Raw genomic sequence first — 22,618 nt, forward strand, 5'->3', positions numbered from 1 at the left:
TTTCTCTCATAGTAAAAGAGAAACTGTTCTATTTCAGGCTTTTTTTTATTTGAATCGGGGGGATTCTAATATGAAATCACTAGTTGGAGTCATAATGGGAAGCACGTCAGACTGGGAAACAATGAAATATGCTTGTGACATTTTAGATGAATTAAATATACCGTATGAGAAAAAAGTTGTATCCGCTCATCGGACTCCGGATTATATGTTTGAATATGCAGAAACAGCTCGTGAACGTGGAGTAAAAGTTATTATTGCTGGAGCTGGTGGAGCAGCGCATTTACCAGGAATGGTTGCAGCGAAGACAAATCTTCCTGTAATTGGTGTTCCAGTTCAATCAAAGGCGTTAAACGGCCTAGATTCGTTATTATCCATTGTCCAAATGCCAGGAGGGGTTCCAGTTGCAACTGTTGCAATTGGTAAGGCTGGTTCAACGAATGCTGGATTACTTGCTGCACAAATACTTGGATCATTTCATGATGATATACATGATGCATTAGAGTTGAGACGAGAAGCTATTGAGAAAACTGTGCGTGAAGGTAGTGAGCTAGTATGACGAGAATCATTTTACCTGGAAAAACAATCGGCATTATTGGAGGCGGCCAGCTTGGAAGAATGATGGCGTTGGCAGCTAAGGAAATGGGTTATAAAATTGCTGTTTTAGATCCTACAAAGCATTCACCATGTGCACAAGTTGCTGATGTTGAAGTCGTTGCACCATATGACGATTTAAAAGCAATTCAGCATTTAGCAGAGATAAGCGACGTTGTCACATATGAATTTGAGAATATTGATTATAGATGTTTACAATGGCTTGAAAAACATGCTTACTTACCACAAGGTAGTCAGTTGTTAAATAAAACGCAAAATCGTTTTACAGAAAAGAATGCAATTGAAAAAGCTGGGTTACCAGTAGCATCGTATAGATTGGTTCAAAATCAAGATCAACTTACAGAAGCAATTAAAGAGTTATCTTTCCCTTCTGTCTTAAAAACAACGACAGGTGGATACGATGGTAAAGGGCAAGTGGTTTTAAAGAGTGAAGCTGATGTTGTGAGAGCAAAAGAACTTACTAATAAAGCAGAGTGCATTCTAGAAAAATGGGTGCCCTTTGAAAAAGAAGTATCAGTTATTGTAATTCGTAGTGTAAGTGGTGAAACGAAAGTATTTCCGGTAGCGGAAAATATTCATGTAAATAACATTTTGCATGAATCTATCGTTCCAGCCCGCATTACAGAAGAACTTTCTCAAAAAGCAATTGCTTACGCAAAGGTACTTGCGGATGAACTAGAACTTGTGGGAACACTAGCGGTAGAGATGTTTGCTACAGCTGACGGTGAGATTTACATTAATGAATTAGCACCAAGACCTCACAATTCAGGACACTATACACAGGATGCATGTGAAACGAGTCAATTTGGTCAACATATTCGAGCAATCTGTAATTTACCTCTTGGAGAAACAAATTTGTTAAAACCAGTTGTCATGGTAAACATTTTAGGCGAACATATAGAAGGGGTCCTAGGACAAGTGAATAGACTAACCGGGTGCTATTTACACTTGTATGGAAAAGAAGAAGCAAAAGCGCAGCGAAAAATGGGGCATGTTAATATTTTAAATGATAATATTGAAGTCGCTCTAGAAAAAGCGAAGAGTTTGCATATTTGGGACCATCAAGAACAACTGTTGGAGGGAAAAAGATGATTAATCGTTATACACGCCCTGAAATGGGTGCGATTTGGACGGAAGAGAACAAATTTAAAGCGTGGTTAGAAGTTGAGATTTTAGCGTGTGAAGCATGGGCTGAGCTTGGCGATATTCCAAAAGAAGATGTGAAAAAAATTCGTGAACATGCAACATTTGATATTGATCGTATTTATGAAATTGAAAAAGAAACACGTCATGACGTAGTTGCTTTCACTCGTGCTGTATCAGAAACACCAACATTAGGCGAGGAACGTAAATGGGTTCATTACGGTTTAACATCTACAGACGTAGTAGATACAGCGTTATCTTATATCTTAAAACAAGCAAATGAAATCTTGTTAAAAGACTTAGAAAACTTTGTTAGCATTTTAGCTAATAAAGCGAAAGAGCATAAATACACGATTATGATGGGAAGAACACATGGTGTACATGCAGAGCCAACAACATTTGGTTTAAAACTTGGTCTTTGGTATGAAGAAATGAAACGTAACGTAGAGCGTTTCAAACAAGCTGCTGATACAGTTCGCGTTGGTAAATTATCTGGTGCGGTTGGTACATATGCAAATATTGATCCATTCGTAGAAAAGTATGTTTGTGAAAACTTAGGATTAGAAGCAGCACCAATTTCAACACAAACATTGCAACGTGATCGTCATGCACATTACATGTCAACACTTGCACTAATCGCAACATCTGTTGAAAAGATGGCAGTTGAGATTCGTGGTTTACAAAAGAGTGAAACACGTGAAGTTGAAGAGGCTTTCGCAAAAGGTCAAAAAGGTTCTTCTGCAATGCCACATAAACGTAATCCAATTGGATCTGAAAATATGACTGGTTTAGCTCGTGTTATCCGCGGTTATATGATGACAGCTTACGAGAATGTTCCGTTATGGCATGAGCGTGATATCTCTCATTCTTCTGCAGAACGCGTAATTTTACCAGATGCTACAATCGCGTTAAATTACATGTTAAATCGCTTTGGTAATATCGTTAAAAACTTAACTGTATTCCCAGAGAATATGAAACGCAATATGACAAGAACATACGGCTTAATTTACTCTCAGCGCGTAATGCTTACACTAATTGACAAAGGTCTGGTACGTGAAGAAGCTTATGATATCGTACAGCCTAAAGCAATGGAAGCTTGGGAAACACAAGTACAATTTAAAGAGCTTGTAGAATCTGACGAGCGTATTACAAGTAAGTTAACGCAAGAAGAAATTAACGAATGTTTCAATTATGAACATCATATGCAACACGTTGATACAATCTTTGAACGCCTTGGATTAAACGAAGCGTAAAATTTCATATGGCACAGAATAGAGTCATTCTGTGCCATTCTTTATAAAAATATTATTCACATTTTTCAAACTACAGGGGGCTTGCGAAATGCAAAAGCTAGAATTGCTGTATGAAGGTAAGGCAAAAAGAATTTATCGTACAGAAGCAGCAGATATGGTTTGGGTAGAGTACAAAGATAGTGCGACTGCTTTCAATGGGGAGAAAAAAGCGACAATTACAGGAAAAGGTCGTTTGAACAATGAGATTACAACTTTATTGTTCAGAAAGTTACAAGAAGTTGGAATTAAAACACACTTTGTGGAGAAGTTATCTGATACAGAACAACTTGTCAAAAAGGTGAGTATTATTCCATTAGAAGTTGTCACAAGAAACGTAATTGCAGGTAGTCTTTCAAAAAGACTAGGAATGGAAGAAGGAACTGCTCTTACAACACCAATCGTAGAATTTTACTACAAAGATGATGATTTAGGAGATCCACTTGTAACGGAAGATCATATTCGTTTGTTAAATGTTGCAACACCAGAGCAAGTAAGCGTATTACGAGATGCAGCTCTACAAATCAATCAAGTGATGATTGAGCATTTCGCAAGCTGTCGTGTAAGATTAGTAGATTTTAAATTAGAGTTTGGCGTAACAGAAGAAGGGGAAATCATATTAGCAGATGAAATTTCACCAGATACTTGCCGTTTATGGGATGAAACGAGCAATGAAAAATTTGATAAAGATGTATTCCGTCGTGATCTTGGGAATTTAACAGAAGCATATGAAGAAATTTTAAAACGTTTAGGGGGAGCTTCACATGTATAAAGTTAAGGTATATGTAACGTTAAGAGAAAGTGTATTAGATCCACAAGGAACTGCGGTAAAGGGAGCACTTCATAGTCTTTCATTTACAGAAGTACAAGACGTTCGAATCGGAAAATATATGGAATTAACAATTGATAAATCAGTATCTGATCTGGATAGCAAGGTAAAAGAAATGTGTGAAAAATTATTAGCAAACGTTGTAATGGAAGACTTCCGTTATGAAGTTGAGGAGGTTGTCGCACAGTGAAATTTGCAGTCATAGTATTCCCAGGTTCGAACTGTGATGTCGATATGTTCCATGCAATTAAAGATGAGCTTGGTGAAGAAGTAGATTACGTTTGGCACGATAGAGAGAATTTAGATGAATATGATGCAATTTTACTACCAGGTGGATTCTCTTACGGTGACTACTTACGATGTGGTGCTATTTCTCGCTTTGCTAACGCAATGAAAGCAGTGCAAAAAGCTGCTGAGCAAGGAAAGCCAATTTTAGGAGTGTGTAATGGATTCCAGATTCTTGTTGAATCAGGATTACTACCAGGAGCATTAATGAGAAACGAAAACTTAAAGTTTATGTGCCGTACGGTTCAGTTACGTGTTGAAAATAATGAAACTATGTTTACATCACAATATGAAAAAAATGAAGTAATCAATATTCCAATTGCACATGGTGAGGGGAATTACTATTGTGATGAAGCAACTCTTAAACAATTAGAAGAGAATAATCAAATCGCATTCCGTTACGTAGAAAATCCGAATGGAAGCGTTTCAGATATTGCAGGTATTGTAAATGAAAAAGGAAATGTTCTTGGTATGATGCCACACCCAGAGCGTGCTGTAGATGAATTACTTGGCGGTGCTGAAGGGTTAAAAGTCTTTCAATCTATCTTAAAACAGTGGAGGGAAACATATGTCGTTAATGCTTGAGCCAAATCCAACACAAATTAAAGAAGAGCGTATATATGCGGAAATGGGGCTAACAGACGAAGAGTTTGCCATGGTTGAAAAGATTTTAGGCCGTTTGCCGAATTATACAGAAACGGGACTATTCTCTGTTATGTGGTCTGAACATTGTAGTTATAAAAATTCAAAGCCAGTTCTTCGTAAGTTTCCAACGACAGGTGAGCGTGTCTTACAAGGACCTGGAGAAGGCGCTGGAATTGTAGATATCGGTGATAATCAAGCGGTTGTATTTAAAATGGAAAGTCATAACCATCCTTCTGCAATTGAGCCATATCAAGGGGCAGCGACAGGTGTCGGTGGTATTATTCGCGATGTATTCTCTATGGGAGCACGTCCGGTAGCTCTATTAAACTCACTTCGCTTCGGTGAATTACAATCACCACGTGTGAAATATTTATTCGAAGAAGTAGTAGCAGGAATCGCAGGATACGGTAACTGCATTGGTATTCCTACTGTTGGCGGCGAAGTACAGTTTGATCCATGTTATGAAGGAAATCCACTTGTAAATGCAATGTGTGTAGGTCTAATTAATCATGAAGATATAAAAAAAGGGCAAGCACATGGTGCTGGTAATACAGTAATGTACGTAGGAGCATCAACTGGTCGTGATGGTATTCACGGTGCAACATTCGCATCTGAAGAGTTATCTGAAAGCTCAGAAGCGAAGCGTCCGGCAGTTCAAGTAGGGGATCCATTTATGGAGAAACTTCTTATTGAAGCATGTTTAGAACTTATTCAGTCTGATGCACTTGTTGGAATTCAAGATATGGGAGCTGCTGGTTTAACATCATCTTCTGCAGAAATGGCAAGTAAAGCAGGTATGGGTATTGAAATGTACTTAGATGATGTACCGCAGCGTGAAACTGGAATGACTCCATATGAAATGATGTTATCTGAATCACAAGAGCGTATGTTAATCGTTGTGAAAAAAGGTAGAGAGCAAGAAATAGTAGATTTATTTGAAAAGTATGGTCTTGCAGCAGTTACGATGGGGAAAGTAACTGAAGATAAAATGCTTCGCCTATTCCATAAAGACGAAATGGTAGCTGAAGTACCAGCGGATGCTCTTGCAGAAGAAGCACCAATTTATCATAAACCGTCAAAAGAAGCAGCATACTTTGCTGAGTTCCAGCAGATGAAAATGGAAACACCAAAAGTAGAAGATTATAAAGAAACGTTATTATCTTTATTACAACAACCAACGATTGCAAGTAAAGAGTGGGTATATGATCAATATGATTATCAAGTGCGCACTAGCACAATCGTTACACCAGGTTCAGATGCAGCGGTTATACGTGTACGCGGCACAGAAAAAGGATTAGCAATGACGACAGATTGTAACTCTCGCTACATTTATTTAGATCCAGAAGTGGGCGGTAAAATTGCAGTAGCAGAGGCAGCACGTAATATCGTATGTTCTGGCGGGGAGCCACTTGCAATTACAGATTGCTTAAACTTCGGTAACCCAGAAAAACCAGAGATCTTCTGGCAAATTGAGAAATCAGTAGACGGTATGAGTGAAGCTTGCCGCAAGTTACAAACGCCAGTTATCGGCGGGAATGTATCAATGTATAACGAGCGTAGTGGTGAAGCTGTATATCCAACACCAACTGTTGGGATGGTTGGACTTGTACACGATTTAAAACACGTAACAACACAAGAATTTAAACAAGCTGGCGATTTAGTTTATGTAATTGGAGAGACGAAAGCTGAGTTCGGTGGAAGTGAATTACAGAAAATGATCTACGGAAAAATTTTCGGTCAATCACCAAGCATCGATCTAGATGTAGAATTAAAACGCCAAAAACAAGTACTAGCAGCAATTCAAGCTGGCCTTGTTCAATCTGCACATGATGTTGCAGAAGGTGGTTTAGCAGTTGCAATTACTGAAAGTGCAATTGGTGCTAACGGTTTAGGTGCTACTGTGAAATTAGACGGAGAAGCAACAGCAGTATTATTTGCAGAATCACAATCGCGCTTCGTTATAACCGTAAAACGTGAAAATAAAGAAGCATTTGAGAAAGTGGTTGAAGCAATTCAAGTTGGAGAAGTGACAAATACAAATGAAGTAACAATTCATAATGAAGAAAATGAAGTATTACTTACAGCAAATGTAGATGAAATGAGAAAGGCTTGGAAAGGAGCAATCCCATGCTTGCTGAAATAAAGGGGTTAAATGAAGAATGTGGCGTTTTTGGAATTTGGGGGCATGAAAATGCAGCACAAGTTTCGTACTACGGATTGCACAGTTTGCAGCACCGTGGGCAAGAGGGCGCAGGCATTGTTGTAAATAATGGGGAAAAAATCATCGGTCACAAGGGGTTAGGTTTAATATCAGAAGTGTTTTCAAGAGGTGAGCTAGAGGGATTAAACGGGAAATCAGCAATTGGACACGTACGATATGCAACAGCTGGTGGAAGTGAAGTTGCTAACGTTCAACCATTATTATTCCGTTTTTCCGATCATAGCATGGCGTTAGCTCATAACGGAAATTTAATTAATGCAAAAATGCTTCGTCGTGAATTAGAGGCAGAGGGAAGTATTTTTCAAACAAGTTCAGATACAGAAGTACTTTTACACCTCATTAAGCGTAGTACAAAAGATTCTTTAATTGATAGTGTAAAAGAGGCTCTAAATAAAGTGAAAGGTGCGTTTGCATATCTTTTACTAACTGGAAATGAAATGATCGTTGCGCTAGATCCAAATGGATTCCGTCCTCTTTCAATTGGAAAGATGGGGGATGCTTACGTTGTAGCATCGGAAACATGTGCTTTCGATGTAGTTGGTGCAACATACATTCGTGATGTAGAACCTGGTGAATTGCTTATTATCAATGATGAAGGAATTCACGTAGATCGTTTTACAAATGAAGTAGACCACGCGATTTGCAGTATGGAATACATTTACTTTGCACGTCCAGATTCTAATATAGCTGGTATTAATGTTCATGCAGCACGTAAAAACATGGGGAAACGTTTAGCGGCGGAAGCTCCTATTGAAGCTGATGTTGTTACTGGTGTACCAGACTCTAGTATTTCAGCAGCAATTGGTTATGCGGAGGCGACAGGAATTCCGTATGAGTTAGGGTTAATTAAAAATCGTTACGTTGGACGTACGTTTATTCAACCTTCTCAAGAACTGCGTGAGCAAGGAGTTAAGATGAAGCTTTCAGCAGTAAGAGGCGTAGTTGAAGGAAAACGAGTTGTTATGATTGACGATTCTATCGTAAGAGGAACGACAAGTAAACGAATTGTTCGTATGCTTCGCGAGGCTGGAGCGACAGAAGTCCATGTAAGAATTGCTTCACCACCTCTTAAGTATCCATGCTTCTATGGCATTGATATTCAAACGAGAAAAGAATTAATCGCAGCAAATAATTCAATAGAAGAAATCCGTCAAATCATCGGAGCAGATTCACTAACATTTTTAAGTGAAGATGGATTAGTAGATGCAATTGGACGCCCATATGAAGGGAAATACGGTGGTCTATGTATGGCTTACTTCAATGGAGACTATCCAACAGCTCTTTATGATTATGAGCAAGAGCTTTTAGAAAGTATGAAATAAGAAGAAAAAAGCTTCTACTTCTTTTGATGTAGAAGCTAGCTTCTTTCTTAAAACGGCCGCCCTGGATGGGGAGAAATTAAAAGACGAGGTGTAAATAACGATGGCGAATGCATATAAGCAAGCAGGAGTAGATATTGAAGCTGGATATGAAGCGGTATCTCGCATGAAAAAACACGTACAAACAACAATGAGAAAAGAAGTGCTAGGCGGTTTAGGCGGTTTTGGAGGTATGTTTGATCTATCAAAATTTGCATTAGAAGAACCTGTATTAGTATCTGGAACAGATGGCGTGGGAACGAAATTGATGCTCGCTTTTATGGCAGATAAACATGACACAATTGGTATTGATGCAGTAGCAATGTGTGTAAATGATATTGTTGTCCAAGGAGCAGAGCCGATTTTCTTCCTTGATTATATTGCTTGTGGTAAAGCTGAACCTAGTAAAATTGAAAACATCGTCAAAGGTATATCAGAGGGCTGTCGCCAAGCTGGTTGTGCATTAATTGGTGGAGAAACAGCTGAAATGCCAGGAATGTATTCTACGGAAGAATACGATTTAGCTGGTTTTACAGTTGGAATTGTTGATAAAAAGAAAATTGTAACAGGTGAAAAAATTGAAGCTGGTCACGTATTAATTGGCTTAGCATCTAGCGGTATTCATAGTAACGGTTATTCTTTAGTAAGAAAAGTGCTACTAGAAGATGGAGAACTATCTTTAAATCGTATTTACGGACGCTTAGAACTACCTCTTGGTGAAGAATTATTAAAACCAACGAAAATTTATGTCAAACCTATTTTAGAACTATTGAAGAAACATGAAGTATACGGTATGGCGCATATTACAGGTGGCGGGTTCATTGAAAATATTCCACGTATGTTGCCAGAAGGAATCGGTGCGGAAATTGAATTAGGATCTTGGCAAATTCAACCGATCTTCAGTTTACTTCAAGAAGTTGGAAAACTAGAAGAGAAAGAAATGTTCAATATTTTTAACATGGGTATTGGTATGGTAGTAGCAGTAAAGGAAGAAGAGGCAAAAGATATTGTTCGTCTTCTTGAGGAACAAGGCGAGAAAGCTCATATTATTGGACACACTGTACAAGGGTCTGGTGTTACCTTTATTGAGGGAACAGAAGTATGAGTAGATTAGCAGTTTTTGCTTCTGGGAGCGGCTCTAACTTTCAATCTCTCATTAATGCGGTAGAAGACAAAATATTGGATGCAGATATTAGTTTATTAGTATGTGATAAAACAGAGGCACGCGCTATTGGACGGGCACACTATCACCATATTCCGTGTTTTTCCTTTTCAGCGAAAGCATATGAGTCAAAAGAAGCATTTGAAAAAGAGATATTAAAAAAGCTAGAAGAGTATGAAATTGATTATGTTATTTTAGCTGGATATATGCGTTTAATTGGAACGACTTTACTAGAAGCGTACGGCGGGAAGATTATTAATATTCATCCATCACTACTACCGAGTTTTCCAGGGAAAGATGCTGTTGGTCAAGCGTTAGAAGCGGGTGTGAAAGTAACCGGAGTAACGATTCACTATGTAGATGCAGGTATGGATACAGGTCCAATTATTGCGCAAGAAGCAGTAGTTGTTTCTGAAGGGGATACGAGAGAAAGCTTACAAAAGAAAATTCAACAAGTTGAACATAAATTATACGTAAATACAGTGAATCAAATTGTTCAGTCTGTGAAAAAACCAACTGTTAACTAACATACAACCAGGGGTGAAGGATAAATGAAAAAGCGTGCATTAGTAAGTGTTTCAGATAAAACAGGAGTAGTAGAATTTGTTAAAGGTTTACTTGAACAAGGGATTGAAGTTATTTCAACAGGTGGAACGAAAAAATTATTAGAAGAAAACGGCTTGCAAGTAATTGGTATTTCTGAAGTAACTGGTTTCCCAGAAATTATGGATGGTCGTGTAAAAACATTACATCCAAATATTCATGGTGGTCTATTAGCAGTTCGTGATAATGAAATGCATGTAGCGCAAATGAATGAATTAGGTATGGAGCCAATTGACTTTGTTGTTGTTAACTTATACCCATTTAAAGAAACAATCGCTAAGCCTGATGTAACATTTGCTGATGCAATTGAAAATATTGATATCGGTGGCCCAACAATGATCCGCTCTGCTGCGAAAAATCATAAATTTGTATCGGTAATTGTAGATCCAGTAGATTATGATGTTGTATTAGCGGAACTGAAAGAGAACGGTGAAGTAACAGAGGAAACGAAACGTAAATTAGCAGCGAAAGTATTCCGTCATACAGCGGCATATGATGCGTTAATTTCTAACTACTTAACAGAGCAAATGGGCGAAGAAAGCCCAGAAACATTAACAGTGACATTTGAGAAAAAACAAGATTTACGCTATGGCGAAAATCCACATCAAAAAGCAACGTTCTATAAAGCGCCATTCGCAGCAACTTCTTCTGTTGCATATGCAGAACAATTACACGGTAAAGAATTATCTTACAACAATATCAACGATGCGGATGCAGCACTTAGCATCGTGAAAGAATTTACAGAACCAGCAGTAGTAGCGGTAAAACATATGAATCCATGTGGTGTTGGAGTGGGTACGGATATTCATGAAGCATACACACGCGCTTATGAAGCAGATCCAGTATCAATCTTCGGAGGCATTATTGCAGCGAATCGTGAAATTGATAAAGCTACAGCAGAAAAGTTACACGAAATTTTCTTAGAAATTGTTATCGCACCTTCTTTCTCACAAGAAGCTTTAGAAGTATTGCAAAGTAAGAAAAATTTACGTTTACTAACTGTAAATATTGAAAAAGCAACAAGCGCAAGTAAAAAGCTAACTTCTGTACAAGGTGGACTTCTTGTTCAAGAGGAAGATACGTTATCATTAGATGAGGACGCAATTTCAATTCCAACGAAACGTGAACCATCAGAGCAAGAGTGGAAAGATTTAAAACTAGCTTGGAAAGTTGTAAAACATGTGAAATCAAATGCAATTGTTTTAGCGAATGATAACATGACAGTTGGTGTAGGTGCGGGACAGATGAACCGTGTAGGTTCTGCAAAAATCGCAATTACACAAGCTGGCGAAAAAGCACAAGGTAGCGCACTTGCATCTGATGCTTTCTTCCCAATGCCAGATACAGTAGAAGAAGCAGCAAAAGCTGGAATTACAGCAATCATCCAACCAGGCGGATCGATTCGTGATGAAGATTCTATTAAAATGGCAGATGCGTATGGGATTACTATGGTGTTCACTGGCGTACGTCATTTCAAACACTAATAGAGGATGTTAAAAAAGTCCGGTCAAGATAACTGTCGCATGTCGTCGTTGCAATGCCAGTGCGGTACTCATGTAGGAAACCTACACTCCGTGTCCTCCTGGCAAATGCGCCTCGACCTGCTCGGTTCTCTTGATCCTCCTTTTTAACTTTCTATTGATACGGTTGTTAAAAAAGTCCGGTCAAGATAACTGTCGCATGTCGTCGTTGCAATGCCAGTGCGGTACTCATGTAGGAAAGCTACACTCCGTGTCCTCCTGGCGAATGCGCCTTGACCTGCTCGGTTCTCTTGATCCTCCTTTTTAACTTTCTATTGATACGGTTGTTTAAAAAGTCCGGTCAAGATAACTGTCGCATGTAGTCGTTGCAATGCAGTGCGGTACTCATGTAGGAAAGCTACACTCCGTGTCCTCCTGGCAAATGCGCCTCGACCTGCTCGGTTCTCTTGATCCTCCTTTTTAAACTTTTATTGATATGAAAACAAACTAGGAGCATAGCTTCTAGTTTGTACTTATTTAATTATTGGGGGATGGAATATGAATGTTTTAGTAATTGGCCGTGGTGGACGTGAGCATGCTTTAGCTTGGAAGTTTGCACAATCTGAAAAGGTAGAAAAAATATATGTAGCGCCAGGTAATGAAGGTATGCGAGATGTTGCAACACCAGTTGATATTGATGAGAATGATTTTGATGCATTAGTCTTATTCGCAAAAGAAAACAATGTAGGCTTAACTTTCGTTGGACCAGAAATTCCACTTATGAATGGAATCGTTGATCGCTTTAAGGAAGAGGGACTTCGTGTATTTGGACCTAATAAAGCGGCTGCTGTTATTGAAGGTAGTAAAGCTTTTACAAAAGAATTGATGAAAAAGTATGATATTCCAACTGCGGCATATGAAACTTTTACAGACTATGAAGAGGCAGTAAAGTACATTCAGAAAGTTGGTGCACCGATCGTAATTAAGGCAGATGGGTTAGCTGCTGGTAAAGGTGTAACAGTAGCAATGACGCTTGAAGATGCATTACAAGCTGTGAAAGAAATGCTGCAAGATGTGAAATTCGGTGAAGCAAGCAAGAAGGTCGTTATTGAGGAGTTTCTAGATGGACAAGAATTTTCATTAATGGCATTCGTAAATGGAACAACCGTACATCCGATGGTAATTGCTCAAGATCATAAACGCGCTTTTGATGCTGATAAAGGTCCGAATACAGGCGGAATGGGTGCATATTCTCCAGTACCACAAATTCCAGAATCAGCAGTTCAAGAAGCGATTCAAACAGTATTACACCCAACTGCCAAGGCGATGATTGCAGAAAACCGTTCGTTTACAGGTATTTTATACGCAGGTCTTATTTTAACAAATGATGGTCCAAAGGTAATTGAGTTCAATGCACGCTTTGGCGATCCTGAAACGGAAGTTGTATTACCACGCTTAGAAAATGATTTAGTTGATGTATGTAACGCTGTATTAGATGAAAGTGAATTAACGTTACAATGGTCAAAGGAAGCAGTTATTGGTGTCGTACTTGCTTCGAAAGGATATCCAGAAGCATATAAAAAAGGTGAAATTATTAACGGATTAGATGCACTGCAAGATGTAATAGTTTTCCATGCGGGTACAGCGATGAAACATGGTGACTTTGTAACAAACGGTGGCCGTGTATTATTTGTTGCTTGTAAGGCGAATAGTTTACAAGAAGCGAAAGATAAGGTCTATAAAGAAATCGGTAAAATTGAGAGTGATGGTTTATTTTACCGAAGTGATATAGGATATCGTGCAATTGGGCATGAGATGATGAAAAGCTAATGTATAAAAAATCCCGCTGATTTCTCAGCGGGATTTTTATGCATCTTTATCTTTTTTTAATTTCCCTTTTTGCTTTGCCATTTCTCGAAGTAAATACTCGATGTGTGCATTGACGCTACGAAACTCATCATTCGCCCATTTTTCGATGACTGCGTGTAATTCAGGATCAATACGTAATGGAAAGCTTTTCTTTTTGGCCATAATCACTTACAACCTTTAGTATAGGCTTCCTGTATTAATAACTGGTTGCGCACCTTTATCTGAAACGATGGCAACTAATAAATTGTTCACCATATTTGCTTTACGCTCGTCATCGAGTTCCAGTACGCCTTCTTCATCTAACATATGGATTGAATCTTTCGCCATCTTCACAGCACCTTCAACAATCTCTTTTCTAGCAGCTAATACTGCTTTTGCTTGTTGACGTTGGAGCATTGCATGGGCAATTTCTGTTGCGTAAGCTAAATGCGTTAAACGAGTTTCTAATACTTCTACGCCAGCGATTTCAAGGCGTGCTTCTAACTCACGCTTTAATTCTTCAGAGATTTCTTCAGTATTTCCTCGTAACGTGATGCAAGTTTCATCTTGGAAATTATCATAAGGATATTTTGTAGCAACGTGGCGGATTGCTGTTTCACTTTGAATTTCTACGAATCGATCGTAATGCTCAACACCAAACATTGCTTTTGCGGAATCAACAACTTTATATACGATAACGGCTGCAATTTCAATTGGATTGCCCTCAACATCGTTTACTTTTAATTTCTTACTGTTAAAGTTTTCAACACGTAAAGATACAGTTTGACGAAAAGCGAATGGAATTGTTAAAAATAAACCATTTTGACGAATTGTTCCTAAATAACTACCGAAGAACGTAATAACTTTCGCTTGATTCGGTTGAACGATACCGATACCTGTAGCTAAAACAGATGCTAATATGAGAGCTAAAATAGCTATTACAAACATTTCTTGTACAAGGCAAAATACACCGATAGCGGCTAAAACTAAAATTCCAATAACGCCGAGAAATCCATTAACATAAAATACTTGTTTTTCTTTCATATGATCGCCTCCTTGATATAAAAATGATATCACTTTTATATCATTACATGCAAGAGGGTTACACCTAATTTTCTGAATTTTATTGTTTGATATCTTTTATGTACGTTTTAAGGGTAAAAACAAGAATGTACGTTCTGTTTCGTGGTAAAATAAAGAAGACTTAGCTGCCCACTGCAGCAGCTAAGTCCCTTTGAGAGCATCTTGCATCGTGACAAATGATTCAAAGCGGTTTTGCCAGGATTAATTCTTCAATCGCTGACTCAATCTCTTTGTCAGAAGTGTCATAACTTCCATCTGACTTTGCCTTTGGCTTGTCATGACTGGAAGCTGAATTAACTTCTTCTTTATTATGTCCTTTTTCAGTGAAATTCATGCTAGGCATTTTAAATGCGCTCATATTCATATATTTTCCAAACTTACAGGCTTCAACAATAGGGCAGAAACGAACGATCCCCTCCGCAATTTTCATGGCACCAATCCATAGCAAAACTTTAGACCAAGTGCACCAAGGTTTACGTACGAGTTTAGCTGTACTACAACCGAAGAGGATGAGTCCGAGTGTAATTCGAATTAGAGCACTAATTGTGCCGATGTTTTGCTTCATTAGAAAAACACTCCTTTTTAATTAACTTCGAAATAGAAAATACTATTTCATTTGTTAGTATTCCGTATAAGTTTTTTGATATGTAATCCAACATTTGACGTTGAAAAAGATGTTGGATTGGGCGTGTGTGTAGGTAGTTTTTTTTGTTATAATGAAAGAATGCGTAAAAGGAAGTTCAAAAAGTCCGGTAAAGATAGCTGTCGCATTTCATCGTTGCATACGCCAGTCTGGTAAAGATATAGCAAGGAATGTAAAAAATCTTGATAAAAATTAACTGTTATTTTGAACAGAAATTATATAACTAGAGAAAAGAAAGGGTGTTTTCATGTACGATATTTCCAAATGGAAACATGTATTTAAGCTTGATCCAAATAAGGAGTTAAGTGACGAACATTTAGAAATGATTTGTGAATCTGGAACGGATGCTGTTATTGTAGGCGGAAGTGACGGTATAACAATTGATAACGTATTACACATGCTAGTTAGCATTCGTAGATATGCAGTGCCTTGTGTGTTAGAGGTTTCTGATGTGGAGGCAATTACACCAGGATTTGATTTTTATTACATCCCAAGTGTTTTAAATAGCCGAAAAGTAGAATGGGTAACAGGTGTTCATCATGAGGCATTGAAAGAATTTGGGGATATTATGGACTGGGACGAAATTTACATGGAAGGGTATTGTGTTTTAAACCCAGAAGCGAAAGTAGCCCAGCTTACAGATGCAAAATGTGATTTAACAGAAGATGATGTTATTGCATATGCGCGTTTAGCAGACAAGCTATTACATTTACCTATATTCTATTTAGAATATAGCGGGACGTATGGAGACATTGAGCTTGTTAAAAATGTAAAAGCAGAATTGAAACAAGCTAAGCTATATTATGGCGGTGGTATTTCTAATGCAGAACAAGCGAAAGAAATGGCACAGTATGCTGATACAGTAGTTGTTGGAAATATTATTTATGATGATATAAAATCGGCATTAAAAACAGTTAAAGCAGTAAAAGGAGAGTAGGTGCAGGCACATATGAGTACGACAGATAAGTTATTAAATGGTTTAAATCCGCAGCAACAAAAAGCAGTACAAACAACAAATGGAGCACTTCTATTAATGGCAGGCGCAGGTAGTGGGAAAACACGTGTGTTAACACACCGTATTGCATATTTACTTGGTGAAAAAGGTGTGGCGCCATGGAATGTACTAGCAATTACCTTTACAAATAAAGCTGCTCGTGAAATGCGTGAGCGTATTGATAAACTTGTTGGACCAGAAGCAGAAGATATTTGGATTTCTACGTTCCACTCTATGTGCGTACGTATTTTACGACGTGATATTGACCGCATTGGTATTAATCGTAACTTTACAATCTTAGATTCAGGTGATCAGTTAACTGTAGTAAAAAAAATTATGAAGGAGCGCAATATTGACCCGAAGAAGTTTGAGCCGCGCTCTATTTTAGCGGGTATTAGCAATGCGAAAAATGAACTGTTATCTGCAGATAAATATGCAAAAAAAATTACAACCGCTGATCCATATGAAAAATTAACGAGCGATGTATATACAGAATATCAAAAACGTCTTTTGAAAAATAACTCATTAGACTTTGATGATTTAATTATGACGACGATTCAGCTATTTGAACGTGTTCCAGAAGTACTAGAGTTTTATCAGCGTAAATTCCAATATATTCACGTTGATGAGTATCAAGATACGAACAAAGCTCAGTACCTTCTTGTTAAACATTTGGCATCACGTTTTAAAAACCTTTGTGTTGTTGGTGATTCGGATCAGTCTATTTACCGCTGGCGCGGGGCTGACATTTCTAACATTTTGTCATTCGAAAAAGACTATGAGAATGCACAAGTTATTCTGTTAGAACAAAACTATCGTTCATCACAAAATATTTTAAATGCAGCTAATGCTGTAATTGAAAAAAATTCAAACCGTAAACCGAAGAAATTATGGACAGAAAATCAAATTGGAAGCAAAATCTCGTATTATCGTGCTGCAACCGAAAAGGACGAAGCGTATTTTGTTGCGAAAAAAATTCGTGACGATATTCAAATGGGGAACCGAAAATATACTGATTTTGCAGTGTTATATCGTACAAATGCCCAGTCTCGTATGATTGAGGAGATTTTCCTAAAATCTAATATCCCTTACAAAATTGTCGGCGGTACTAAGTTCTATGATCGTAAAGAGATTAAAGACATTTTGGCGTACTTACGTTTAATTGGGAATCCAGATGATGAGATTAGTTTTGGACGTATTATAAACATGCCAAAGCGCGGGATTGGTGCGACTTCTATCGATAAAATTATTAATTATGGTGTGCAAAACGGAATCTCATTAACTGCTGTATTTGATGAGATTGAGCATGTTGGTGTAAGTGCAAAAATAACAAAAGCAGTAAAAGAATTCGCAAGTTTATTACACAACTGGGTAAATATGCAAGAGTATTTATCTGTTACAGAATTAGTAGAAGAAGTTATTGAGAAGACAGGCTATCGCGATATGTTGAAAAATGAGCGTTCTTTAGAAGCAGAAGGTCGTTTAGAAAACTTAGACGAGTTTTTATCTGTTACACAAACATTTGAATCCCAAAGCGAAGATAAGAGCCTTGTTGCATTCTTAACAGACTTAGCTCTTGTTGCGGATATTGATCGTGTAGATGAAGATCCAACTGCTGGTGAAGAAGTTATTTTAATGACGATGCACTCTGCAAAAGGATTAGAGTTCCCAGTTGTCTTTATTGTTGGCTTAGAGGAAGGGATATTCCCGCATACTCGTTCTCTTATGGAAGAGGATGAAATGCAAGAAGAGCGTCGTCTTGCCTATGTAGGTATTACTCGTGCAGAAGAAGAGCTATACTTATCCAATGCTCAAATGCGTACTTTATTTGGTAGAACAAGTATGAATGCAGCATCTCGATTTATTACAGAAATTCCGGCAGAATTAGTAGAACCATTAAACGAAACAGCACCGAAGCGTGAAACTTCGTTTGGTGCAAAGGGAAGAACGACAAGCGCAACTACAACACGTTCTCGTTCAGCTTTCGCGCGTCCGGCTGTTAAGACGACAGGTGGCGAGCAAATTGGCTGGGGAATAGGCGATAAAGCAGCTCACCAGAAGTGGGGAGTCGGTACAGTTGTAAGTGTAAAGGGTGAAGGTGATTCAAAAGAATTAGATATTGCATTCCCAAGCCCAATTGGTATTAAACGTTTATTAGCAAAATTTGCACCTGTGACGAAACAATAGGAAAGGACTGAGGATATGTCAAAAGAGATAGCCAAAAAACGTATAGAAGAATTGCGTGATTTGTTAAATACATTTAACTATCAATATCACGTATTAGACAATCCTTCTGTTTCTGATGCGGAATATGACCGTGATATGCAGGAGCTTATAAAATTAGAAGCAGAGAACCCAGAGTTTATGAGTGAAGACTCGCCCTCCATTCGCGTTGGGGGGACTGTTCTTGATATATTTGAAAAGGTAACGCATAAATCACCAATGTTAAGTTTAGGAAACGCGTTTAATGAAGGAGATTTGCGTGATTTTGATCGAAGAGTACATCAGGGAATTGATGATGCGAATGTAAGATATATATGCGAATTAAAAATTGACGGACTTGCTGTTTCACTTCATTATGAAAAAGGACGCTTCATTCAAGGAGCAACACGTGGTGATGGTATAACGGGTGAAGATATTACCCAAAACTTAAAAACGATTAAAGCTATCCCGCTGCGTTTAAATGAAGAAGTAACGTTAGAAGCACGAGGCGAGGCTTATATGCCGAAGCGTTCATTCGTTAAATTAAATGAAGAAAAAGAGCAAAATGGTGAAGATGTATTTGCGAATCCACGTAATGCGGCAGCAGGATCGATACGCCAACTTGATCCGAAAATTGCAGCGAAGCGTAACTTATCTATGTTTGTGTATGGTCTTGCTAATGTAGAAGAAAAAACAATTCCATCCCACAGTGAATCACTGGATTTCTTAGGTGAGCTTGGATTTAAGACGAATCCAAATCGTCGTACATGTGAAACAATTGAAGACGTAATAGCCTATGTAGAAGAGTGGCAAGAAAAACGCCCGCATCTTGATTATGAGATTGATGGAATCGTTATAAAAGTAGACGATGTTGCTATTCAAGAAAGCTTAGGAACTACAGCAAAGAGTCCAAGATGGGCAATAGCTTATAAATTCCCAGCTGAAGAAGTTGTGACGAGATTAACAGGGATTGAATTAAGTGTCGGCCGCACAGGAGTTGTAACACCAACTGCAGAGCTCGAGCCAGTTAGAGTGGCTGGTACTATCGTTCGTCGTGCTTCTTTACATAACGAAGATTTAATTCGTGAAAAGGATATTCGAATTGGTGACTACGTTGTTGTGAAAAAGGCTGGAGATATCATTCCTGAAGTTGTGAACGTTATTTTTGATAAGCGTACTGGTGAGGAAGAAGAATATCATATGCCAACGCATTGTCCAGCATGTGAGAGTGAACTTGTTCGTTTAGAAGAAGAAGTAGCACTTCGATGTATAAATCCGACTTGCCCAGCTCAAATTCGTGAAGGATTAATCCATTTCGTTTCAAGAAATGCAATGAATATTGATGGACTTGGAGAACGTGTAATTACACAACTCTTTGATGCGGATTATATTCGTACGTTTGCTGATTTATATTCATTGACGAAAGAGCAATTATTAGAACTAGAACGTTTCGGTGAAAAATCAGCAACAAATTTAGTCCAAGCAATTGAGAATTCTAAGGAAAACTCATTAGAGCGATTATTATTCGGTCTTGGTATTCGTCATGTCGGTGCGAAAGCGGCACGTACATTTGCTGAGCATTTCGAAACGATGGATGAGCTTGTGAAAGCGACGGAAGAAGAATTAAAAACAATTAATGAGATTGGTGAAAAAATGGCTCAATCCGTTGTAACGTATTTCGATAATGAAGACGTATTAGAGCTATTACAACAATTTAAAGAGTATGGCGTGAACATGGCATACAAAGGTATAAAAATTGCTGATTTACAAAATGTTGAATCGTACTTCGCAGGAAAAACTGTCGTCTTAACAGGGAAATTAGAAGTTATGGGCCGCAGTGAAGCGAAGAAGAAAATTGAGGCATTAGGTGGAAAAGTAACAGGAAGTGTTAGTAAAAGTACGGATTTACTTGTTGCTGGTGAAGCTGCAGGCTCGAAATTAGCGCAAGCAGAGAAGCACAATGTTGAAGTTTGGAATGAAGAGAGGTTCTTACAAGAGCTGAATAAGTAAGAGGTGCAAACTTACGATGAAAAAAATAGCGTTAGCAGTATTAAGTCTTAGCCTACTTGTAAGTGGGTGTAGCATTGGTTCTAATAAAGATGAAAAAACAGTTGAGAAATCGGGGAAAGCGAAAGAGCAAGCTGTTATCCCGAAATACTCGATTTCGGATGAATATTATAAGACAACAGTTCCATTTAATGCAGGATCTGCACGTGGTTTAGTTGTGCAAGGTTTAAATAGTCGTCTAGATGTAGATGAATTTGAAACAGGATTAATGCGTATTGCCAAAGAATCATTTAGCACGAAAGATTATTTCTTTAAAGGCGGAGACGTTTTAGATACTCAAAGTGTTCAAATGCTTGTAAAAAGAAAGCGTACAGACGCTGAACAAAAAGAGCTAGAGGACAAGTTGAAAAAAGATGCAGTTAAATTTCCGAATGTAGGGTTGAATCCAGCCTTAAGTGAAGGATCAGAATCGCTAGAAGTAAAGAATAAAAAAAGTCCAATGTATATCTCAAATATTTTAGAGCATGATTATTATGTAAGAAAAGGTGAGAACGATGTTGAACGTGGTGGCATTGTAGTTGGATTAGCGATGAATTCTGTTCAATATTATGAGGAAGAGCATGGTTATCCGCGTGAGGCTGCAATTCCAGATGTAAAAATGTTAGCTGAAGGGAAAAGGATGGCCCAAGAAATCTTGAAAGTAATGCAGCAAAAAAAGCCTGAAATAAAAAATATTCCGGTTACATTTGCGATTTATCGTCAAGGTCCAAAGTCTTCGCTTGTACCAGGGAATTTTGTTTCTTATGCTAAGGTAGAAAAAGGTAGTGAAACGGTTGAGGATTGGAAACCAATCAATGAGAAATATTATTTGTTCCCGTCAGAACAGGCAAAAGCGGATAATAAACGTGAAGACCTTGCAAGGGTGTCAAACTTTAAAGCGAAGTTAAGTGAGTATTTCCAAGGCGATTATACAGCTGTTATCGGTACTGGAATGTATAGAGATGATGAATTAAGAGAAATGAAGCTCGATATTCCTGTCCAATTCAATGGGAAAGCTGAAGTAATTGGTTTTACACAATATGTAGCTGGACTTGTTATGGAATACTTCCCGAATTATATGAAAGTACAAGTAACAATTAAATCTGTAGAACGTCCAGAAGCAATTATTATACGTGAAGCGAAGCAAGATGAACCATTTGTGAAAATTTTAGATTAAAGATGAGAGCTGTTCCATAAAGGAACAGCTTTTTTTCTTGAAAAATTTTGTTATAATTTTAAATGTTACAAATAAAGGGGTAAGGGGCAAAGTCATGGAAGAACTAAGCTTTCAAGTCATTATTTTATTAATTGCATTCGGGTTTTTAGCTGCTTTTATTGATTCGGTTGTTGGAGGAGGAGGGTTAATTTCGCTTCCTGCACTTATGTTTGTTGGTTTATCACCAGCTTCGGCAATCGCAACGAATAAATTAGCTGCAACGATGGGGACGCTTACGAGCACAATTTATTTTATTCGATCAGGTAAGGTGAATTTTCGGATTGTAGGAAAGTTAATCCCATTAACTATTATTGGAGCAGTCGCAGGGGCTTTAGTAGTAAAGTTTATTCCGCCTGATATTTTGCGTCCACTAGTGCTCGTAATGTTGGTTTTTATTGCCATTTATATTATTGCGAAAAAAGATTGGGGAAGTGCATCTACCTATAAAAAGATGACAAAAGGAAAAACATTAATGTTTTTCTTTGTTATTTTAATGATAGGATTTTATGATGGATTTTTTGGACCAGGGACAGGATCCTTTTTAATTTTTGCATTTTTATTAATTGGTTTGGATTTTATTCAAGCGGCAGCATCTGGAAAACTTTTGAACTTCGTTAGTAATATCGTATCTTTAATTACTTTTTTATTTTTAGATGTGATTCATTTTGAATACGGTATAATTATGGGCTTATCAATGATTTTAGGTGCTTATTTTGGATCGAAGTTTGCGGTTCAAAAAGGTGTTGGATATGTAAGGACTTTATTTTTATTAGTTACTATTTTATTAATCGGGAAAAATGTTTTGGAATATACTCATATTTTGTAGATTCATACGTATGTATGAATCTCTTTTTTTTATTATATTTTAAAAATTTATTAATTTTTAAAATATAAGTCTAGGAATATTTGAATAAATCTAAATTATCGTGTAGAATAATGTTGTAAAATGTAAACGTTTTTCTAAGGGGAGGCTAAAAAG

General features: G+C 37.7%; 20 protein-coding genes. 17 read left to right on the top strand and 3 right to left on the bottom strand.

The annotated features are described in order from the left end of the window. Positions 1 to 70 precede the first annotated feature (70 nt). The 12 genes from purE (at position 71) to purD (ending at position 13,437) form a co-directional block, all read left to right on the top strand. A complete protein-coding gene (gene purE / locus NSQ08_RS00240) occupies positions 71 to 556 on the top strand; it encodes a 5-(carboxyamino)imidazole ribonucleotide mutase (RefSeq protein ID WP_002167058.1) in 486 nt (161 codons plus the stop codon). Continuing rightward, positions 553 to 1,704: a 5-(carboxyamino)imidazole ribonucleotide synthase gene (gene purK, locus NSQ08_RS00245; RefSeq protein WP_002140188.1), complete on the top strand. Its 1,152-nt coding sequence runs from the start codon at positions 553 to 555 to the stop codon at positions 1,702 to 1,704. Before purE ends, purK begins: the two co-directional genes overlap by 4 nt. Beyond that, positions 1,701 to 3,008: an adenylosuccinate lyase gene (gene purB, locus NSQ08_RS00250; RefSeq protein ID WP_002124866.1), complete on the top strand. Its 1,308-nt coding sequence runs from the start codon at positions 1,701 to 1,703 to the stop codon at positions 3,006 to 3,008. Before purK ends, purB begins: the two co-directional genes overlap by 4 nt. Positions 3,009 to 3,096: 88 nt before the next feature. Further along, complete coding sequence (gene purC, locus NSQ08_RS00255) at positions 3,097 to 3,816, top strand: phosphoribosylaminoimidazolesuccinocarboxamide synthase (RefSeq protein WP_002029482.1); 720 nt, start codon at positions 3,097 to 3,099, stop codon at positions 3,814 to 3,816. Beyond that, positions 3,809 to 4,063 (top strand): phosphoribosylformylglycinamidine synthase subunit PurS, encoded by a 255-nt coding sequence (gene purS / locus NSQ08_RS00260; RefSeq protein ID WP_000278823.1) that lies wholly within the window; start codon positions 3,809 to 3,811, stop codon positions 4,061 to 4,063. The genes purC and purS overlap by 8 nt, the downstream gene beginning before the upstream one ends. Further along, a complete protein-coding gene (gene purQ / locus NSQ08_RS00265; protein ID WP_002140189.1) occupies positions 4,060 to 4,743 on the top strand; it encodes a phosphoribosylformylglycinamidine synthase subunit PurQ in 684 nt (227 codons plus the stop codon). The genes purS and purQ overlap by 4 nt, the downstream gene beginning before the upstream one ends. After that, positions 4,727 to 6,946 carry a phosphoribosylformylglycinamidine synthase II gene (gene purL, locus NSQ08_RS00270; RefSeq protein ID WP_002124868.1) on the top strand — a complete coding sequence of 740 codons (2,220 nt, stop codon included), beginning with the start codon at positions 4,727 to 4,729 and terminating at the stop codon, positions 6,944 to 6,946. The genes purQ and purL overlap by 17 nt, the downstream gene beginning before the upstream one ends. Further along, positions 6,931 to 8,346: an amidophosphoribosyltransferase gene (purF, locus tag NSQ08_RS00275; RefSeq protein WP_002124870.1), complete on the top strand. Its 1,416-nt coding sequence runs from the start codon at positions 6,931 to 6,933 to the stop codon at positions 8,344 to 8,346. The genes purL and purF overlap by 16 nt, the downstream gene beginning before the upstream one ends. A 100-nt stretch (positions 8,347 to 8,446) precedes the next feature. Continuing rightward, positions 8,447 to 9,487 (top strand): phosphoribosylformylglycinamidine cyclo-ligase, encoded by a 1,041-nt coding sequence (gene purM / locus NSQ08_RS00280; protein ID WP_340770144.1) that lies wholly within the window; start codon positions 8,447 to 8,449, stop codon positions 9,485 to 9,487. Further along, a complete protein-coding gene (gene purN / locus NSQ08_RS00285; protein ID WP_340770145.1) occupies positions 9,484 to 10,071 on the top strand; it encodes a phosphoribosylglycinamide formyltransferase in 588 nt (195 codons plus the stop codon). Before purM ends, purN begins: the two co-directional genes overlap by 4 nt. A gap of 24 nt (positions 10,072 to 10,095) precedes the next feature. Beyond that, positions 10,096 to 11,631 carry a bifunctional phosphoribosylaminoimidazolecarboxamide formyltransferase/IMP cyclohydrolase gene (gene purH / locus NSQ08_RS00290; protein ID WP_193652539.1) on the top strand — a complete coding sequence of 512 codons (1,536 nt, stop codon included), beginning with the start codon at positions 10,096 to 10,098 and terminating at the stop codon, positions 11,629 to 11,631. A gap of 534 nt (positions 11,632 to 12,165) precedes the next feature. Then, positions 12,166 to 13,437: a phosphoribosylamine--glycine ligase gene (gene purD, locus NSQ08_RS00295; protein WP_340770153.1), complete on the top strand. Its 1,272-nt coding sequence runs from the start codon at positions 12,166 to 12,168 to the stop codon at positions 13,435 to 13,437. 36 nt (positions 13,438 to 13,473) lie between these two features. Here the strand turns inward: purD and NSQ08_RS00300 are convergent, their stop codons facing one another. The 3 genes from NSQ08_RS00300 to NSQ08_RS00310 form a co-directional block, all read right to left on the bottom strand. Further along, the gene (locus NSQ08_RS00300) at positions 13,474 to 13,638 is read right to left on the bottom strand and encodes a toxin-antitoxin system HicB family antitoxin (RefSeq protein ID WP_001085171.1); all 165 of its coding nucleotides are present in this window, start codon (positions 13,636 to 13,638) and stop codon (positions 13,474 to 13,476) included. Between the two features lie 15 nt (positions 13,639 to 13,653). After that, positions 13,654 to 14,499 (bottom strand): SPFH domain-containing protein, encoded by an 846-nt coding sequence (locus NSQ08_RS00305; protein WP_002063557.1) that lies wholly within the window; start codon positions 14,497 to 14,499, stop codon positions 13,654 to 13,656. 220 nt (positions 14,500 to 14,719) lie between these two features. Then, positions 14,720 to 15,103, bottom strand: coding sequence for a YgaP family membrane protein (locus tag NSQ08_RS00310; protein WP_002167052.1), 384 nt, complete (start codon positions 15,101 to 15,103; stop codon positions 14,720 to 14,722). A 325-nt stretch (positions 15,104 to 15,428) separates the two neighbouring features. On the opposite strand from NSQ08_RS00310, the gene NSQ08_RS00315 reads away from it, so the two are divergent. The 5 genes from NSQ08_RS00315 (at position 15,429) to NSQ08_RS00335 (ending at position 22,465) form a co-directional block, all read left to right on the top strand. Continuing rightward, complete coding sequence (locus NSQ08_RS00315) at positions 15,429 to 16,118, top strand: heptaprenylglyceryl phosphate synthase (protein ID WP_002029470.1); 690 nt, start codon at positions 15,429 to 15,431, stop codon at positions 16,116 to 16,118. 12 nt (positions 16,119 to 16,130) lie between these two features. Further along, positions 16,131 to 18,362 carry a DNA helicase PcrA gene (gene pcrA, locus NSQ08_RS00320; RefSeq protein ID WP_002010031.1) on the top strand — a complete coding sequence of 744 codons (2,232 nt, stop codon included), beginning with the start codon at positions 16,131 to 16,133 and terminating at the stop codon, positions 18,360 to 18,362. Between the two features lie 15 nt (positions 18,363 to 18,377). Further along, on the top strand, positions 18,378 to 20,387 hold the full coding sequence (gene ligA, locus NSQ08_RS00325) for an NAD-dependent DNA ligase LigA (protein WP_002010032.1): 2,010 nt from the start codon (positions 18,378 to 18,380) through the stop codon (positions 20,385 to 20,387). A gap of 16 nt (positions 20,388 to 20,403) precedes the next feature. Beyond that, positions 20,404 to 21,600 (top strand): CamS family sex pheromone protein, encoded by a 1,197-nt coding sequence (locus NSQ08_RS00330; protein WP_063217654.1) that lies wholly within the window; start codon positions 20,404 to 20,406, stop codon positions 21,598 to 21,600. A 94-nt stretch (positions 21,601 to 21,694) separates the two neighbouring features. Continuing rightward, positions 21,695 to 22,465 (top strand): TSUP family transporter, encoded by a 771-nt coding sequence (locus NSQ08_RS00335; protein WP_002029466.1) that lies wholly within the window; start codon positions 21,695 to 21,697, stop codon positions 22,463 to 22,465. Positions 22,466 to 22,618: the final 153 nt, after the last annotated feature.

The organism is Bacillus sp. FSL E2-8887 (assembly GCF_038007205.1).
In the GTDB taxonomy this organism is placed as follows: Bacteria; Bacillota; Bacilli; order Bacillales; family Bacillaceae_G; genus Bacillus_A; species Bacillus_A mycoides.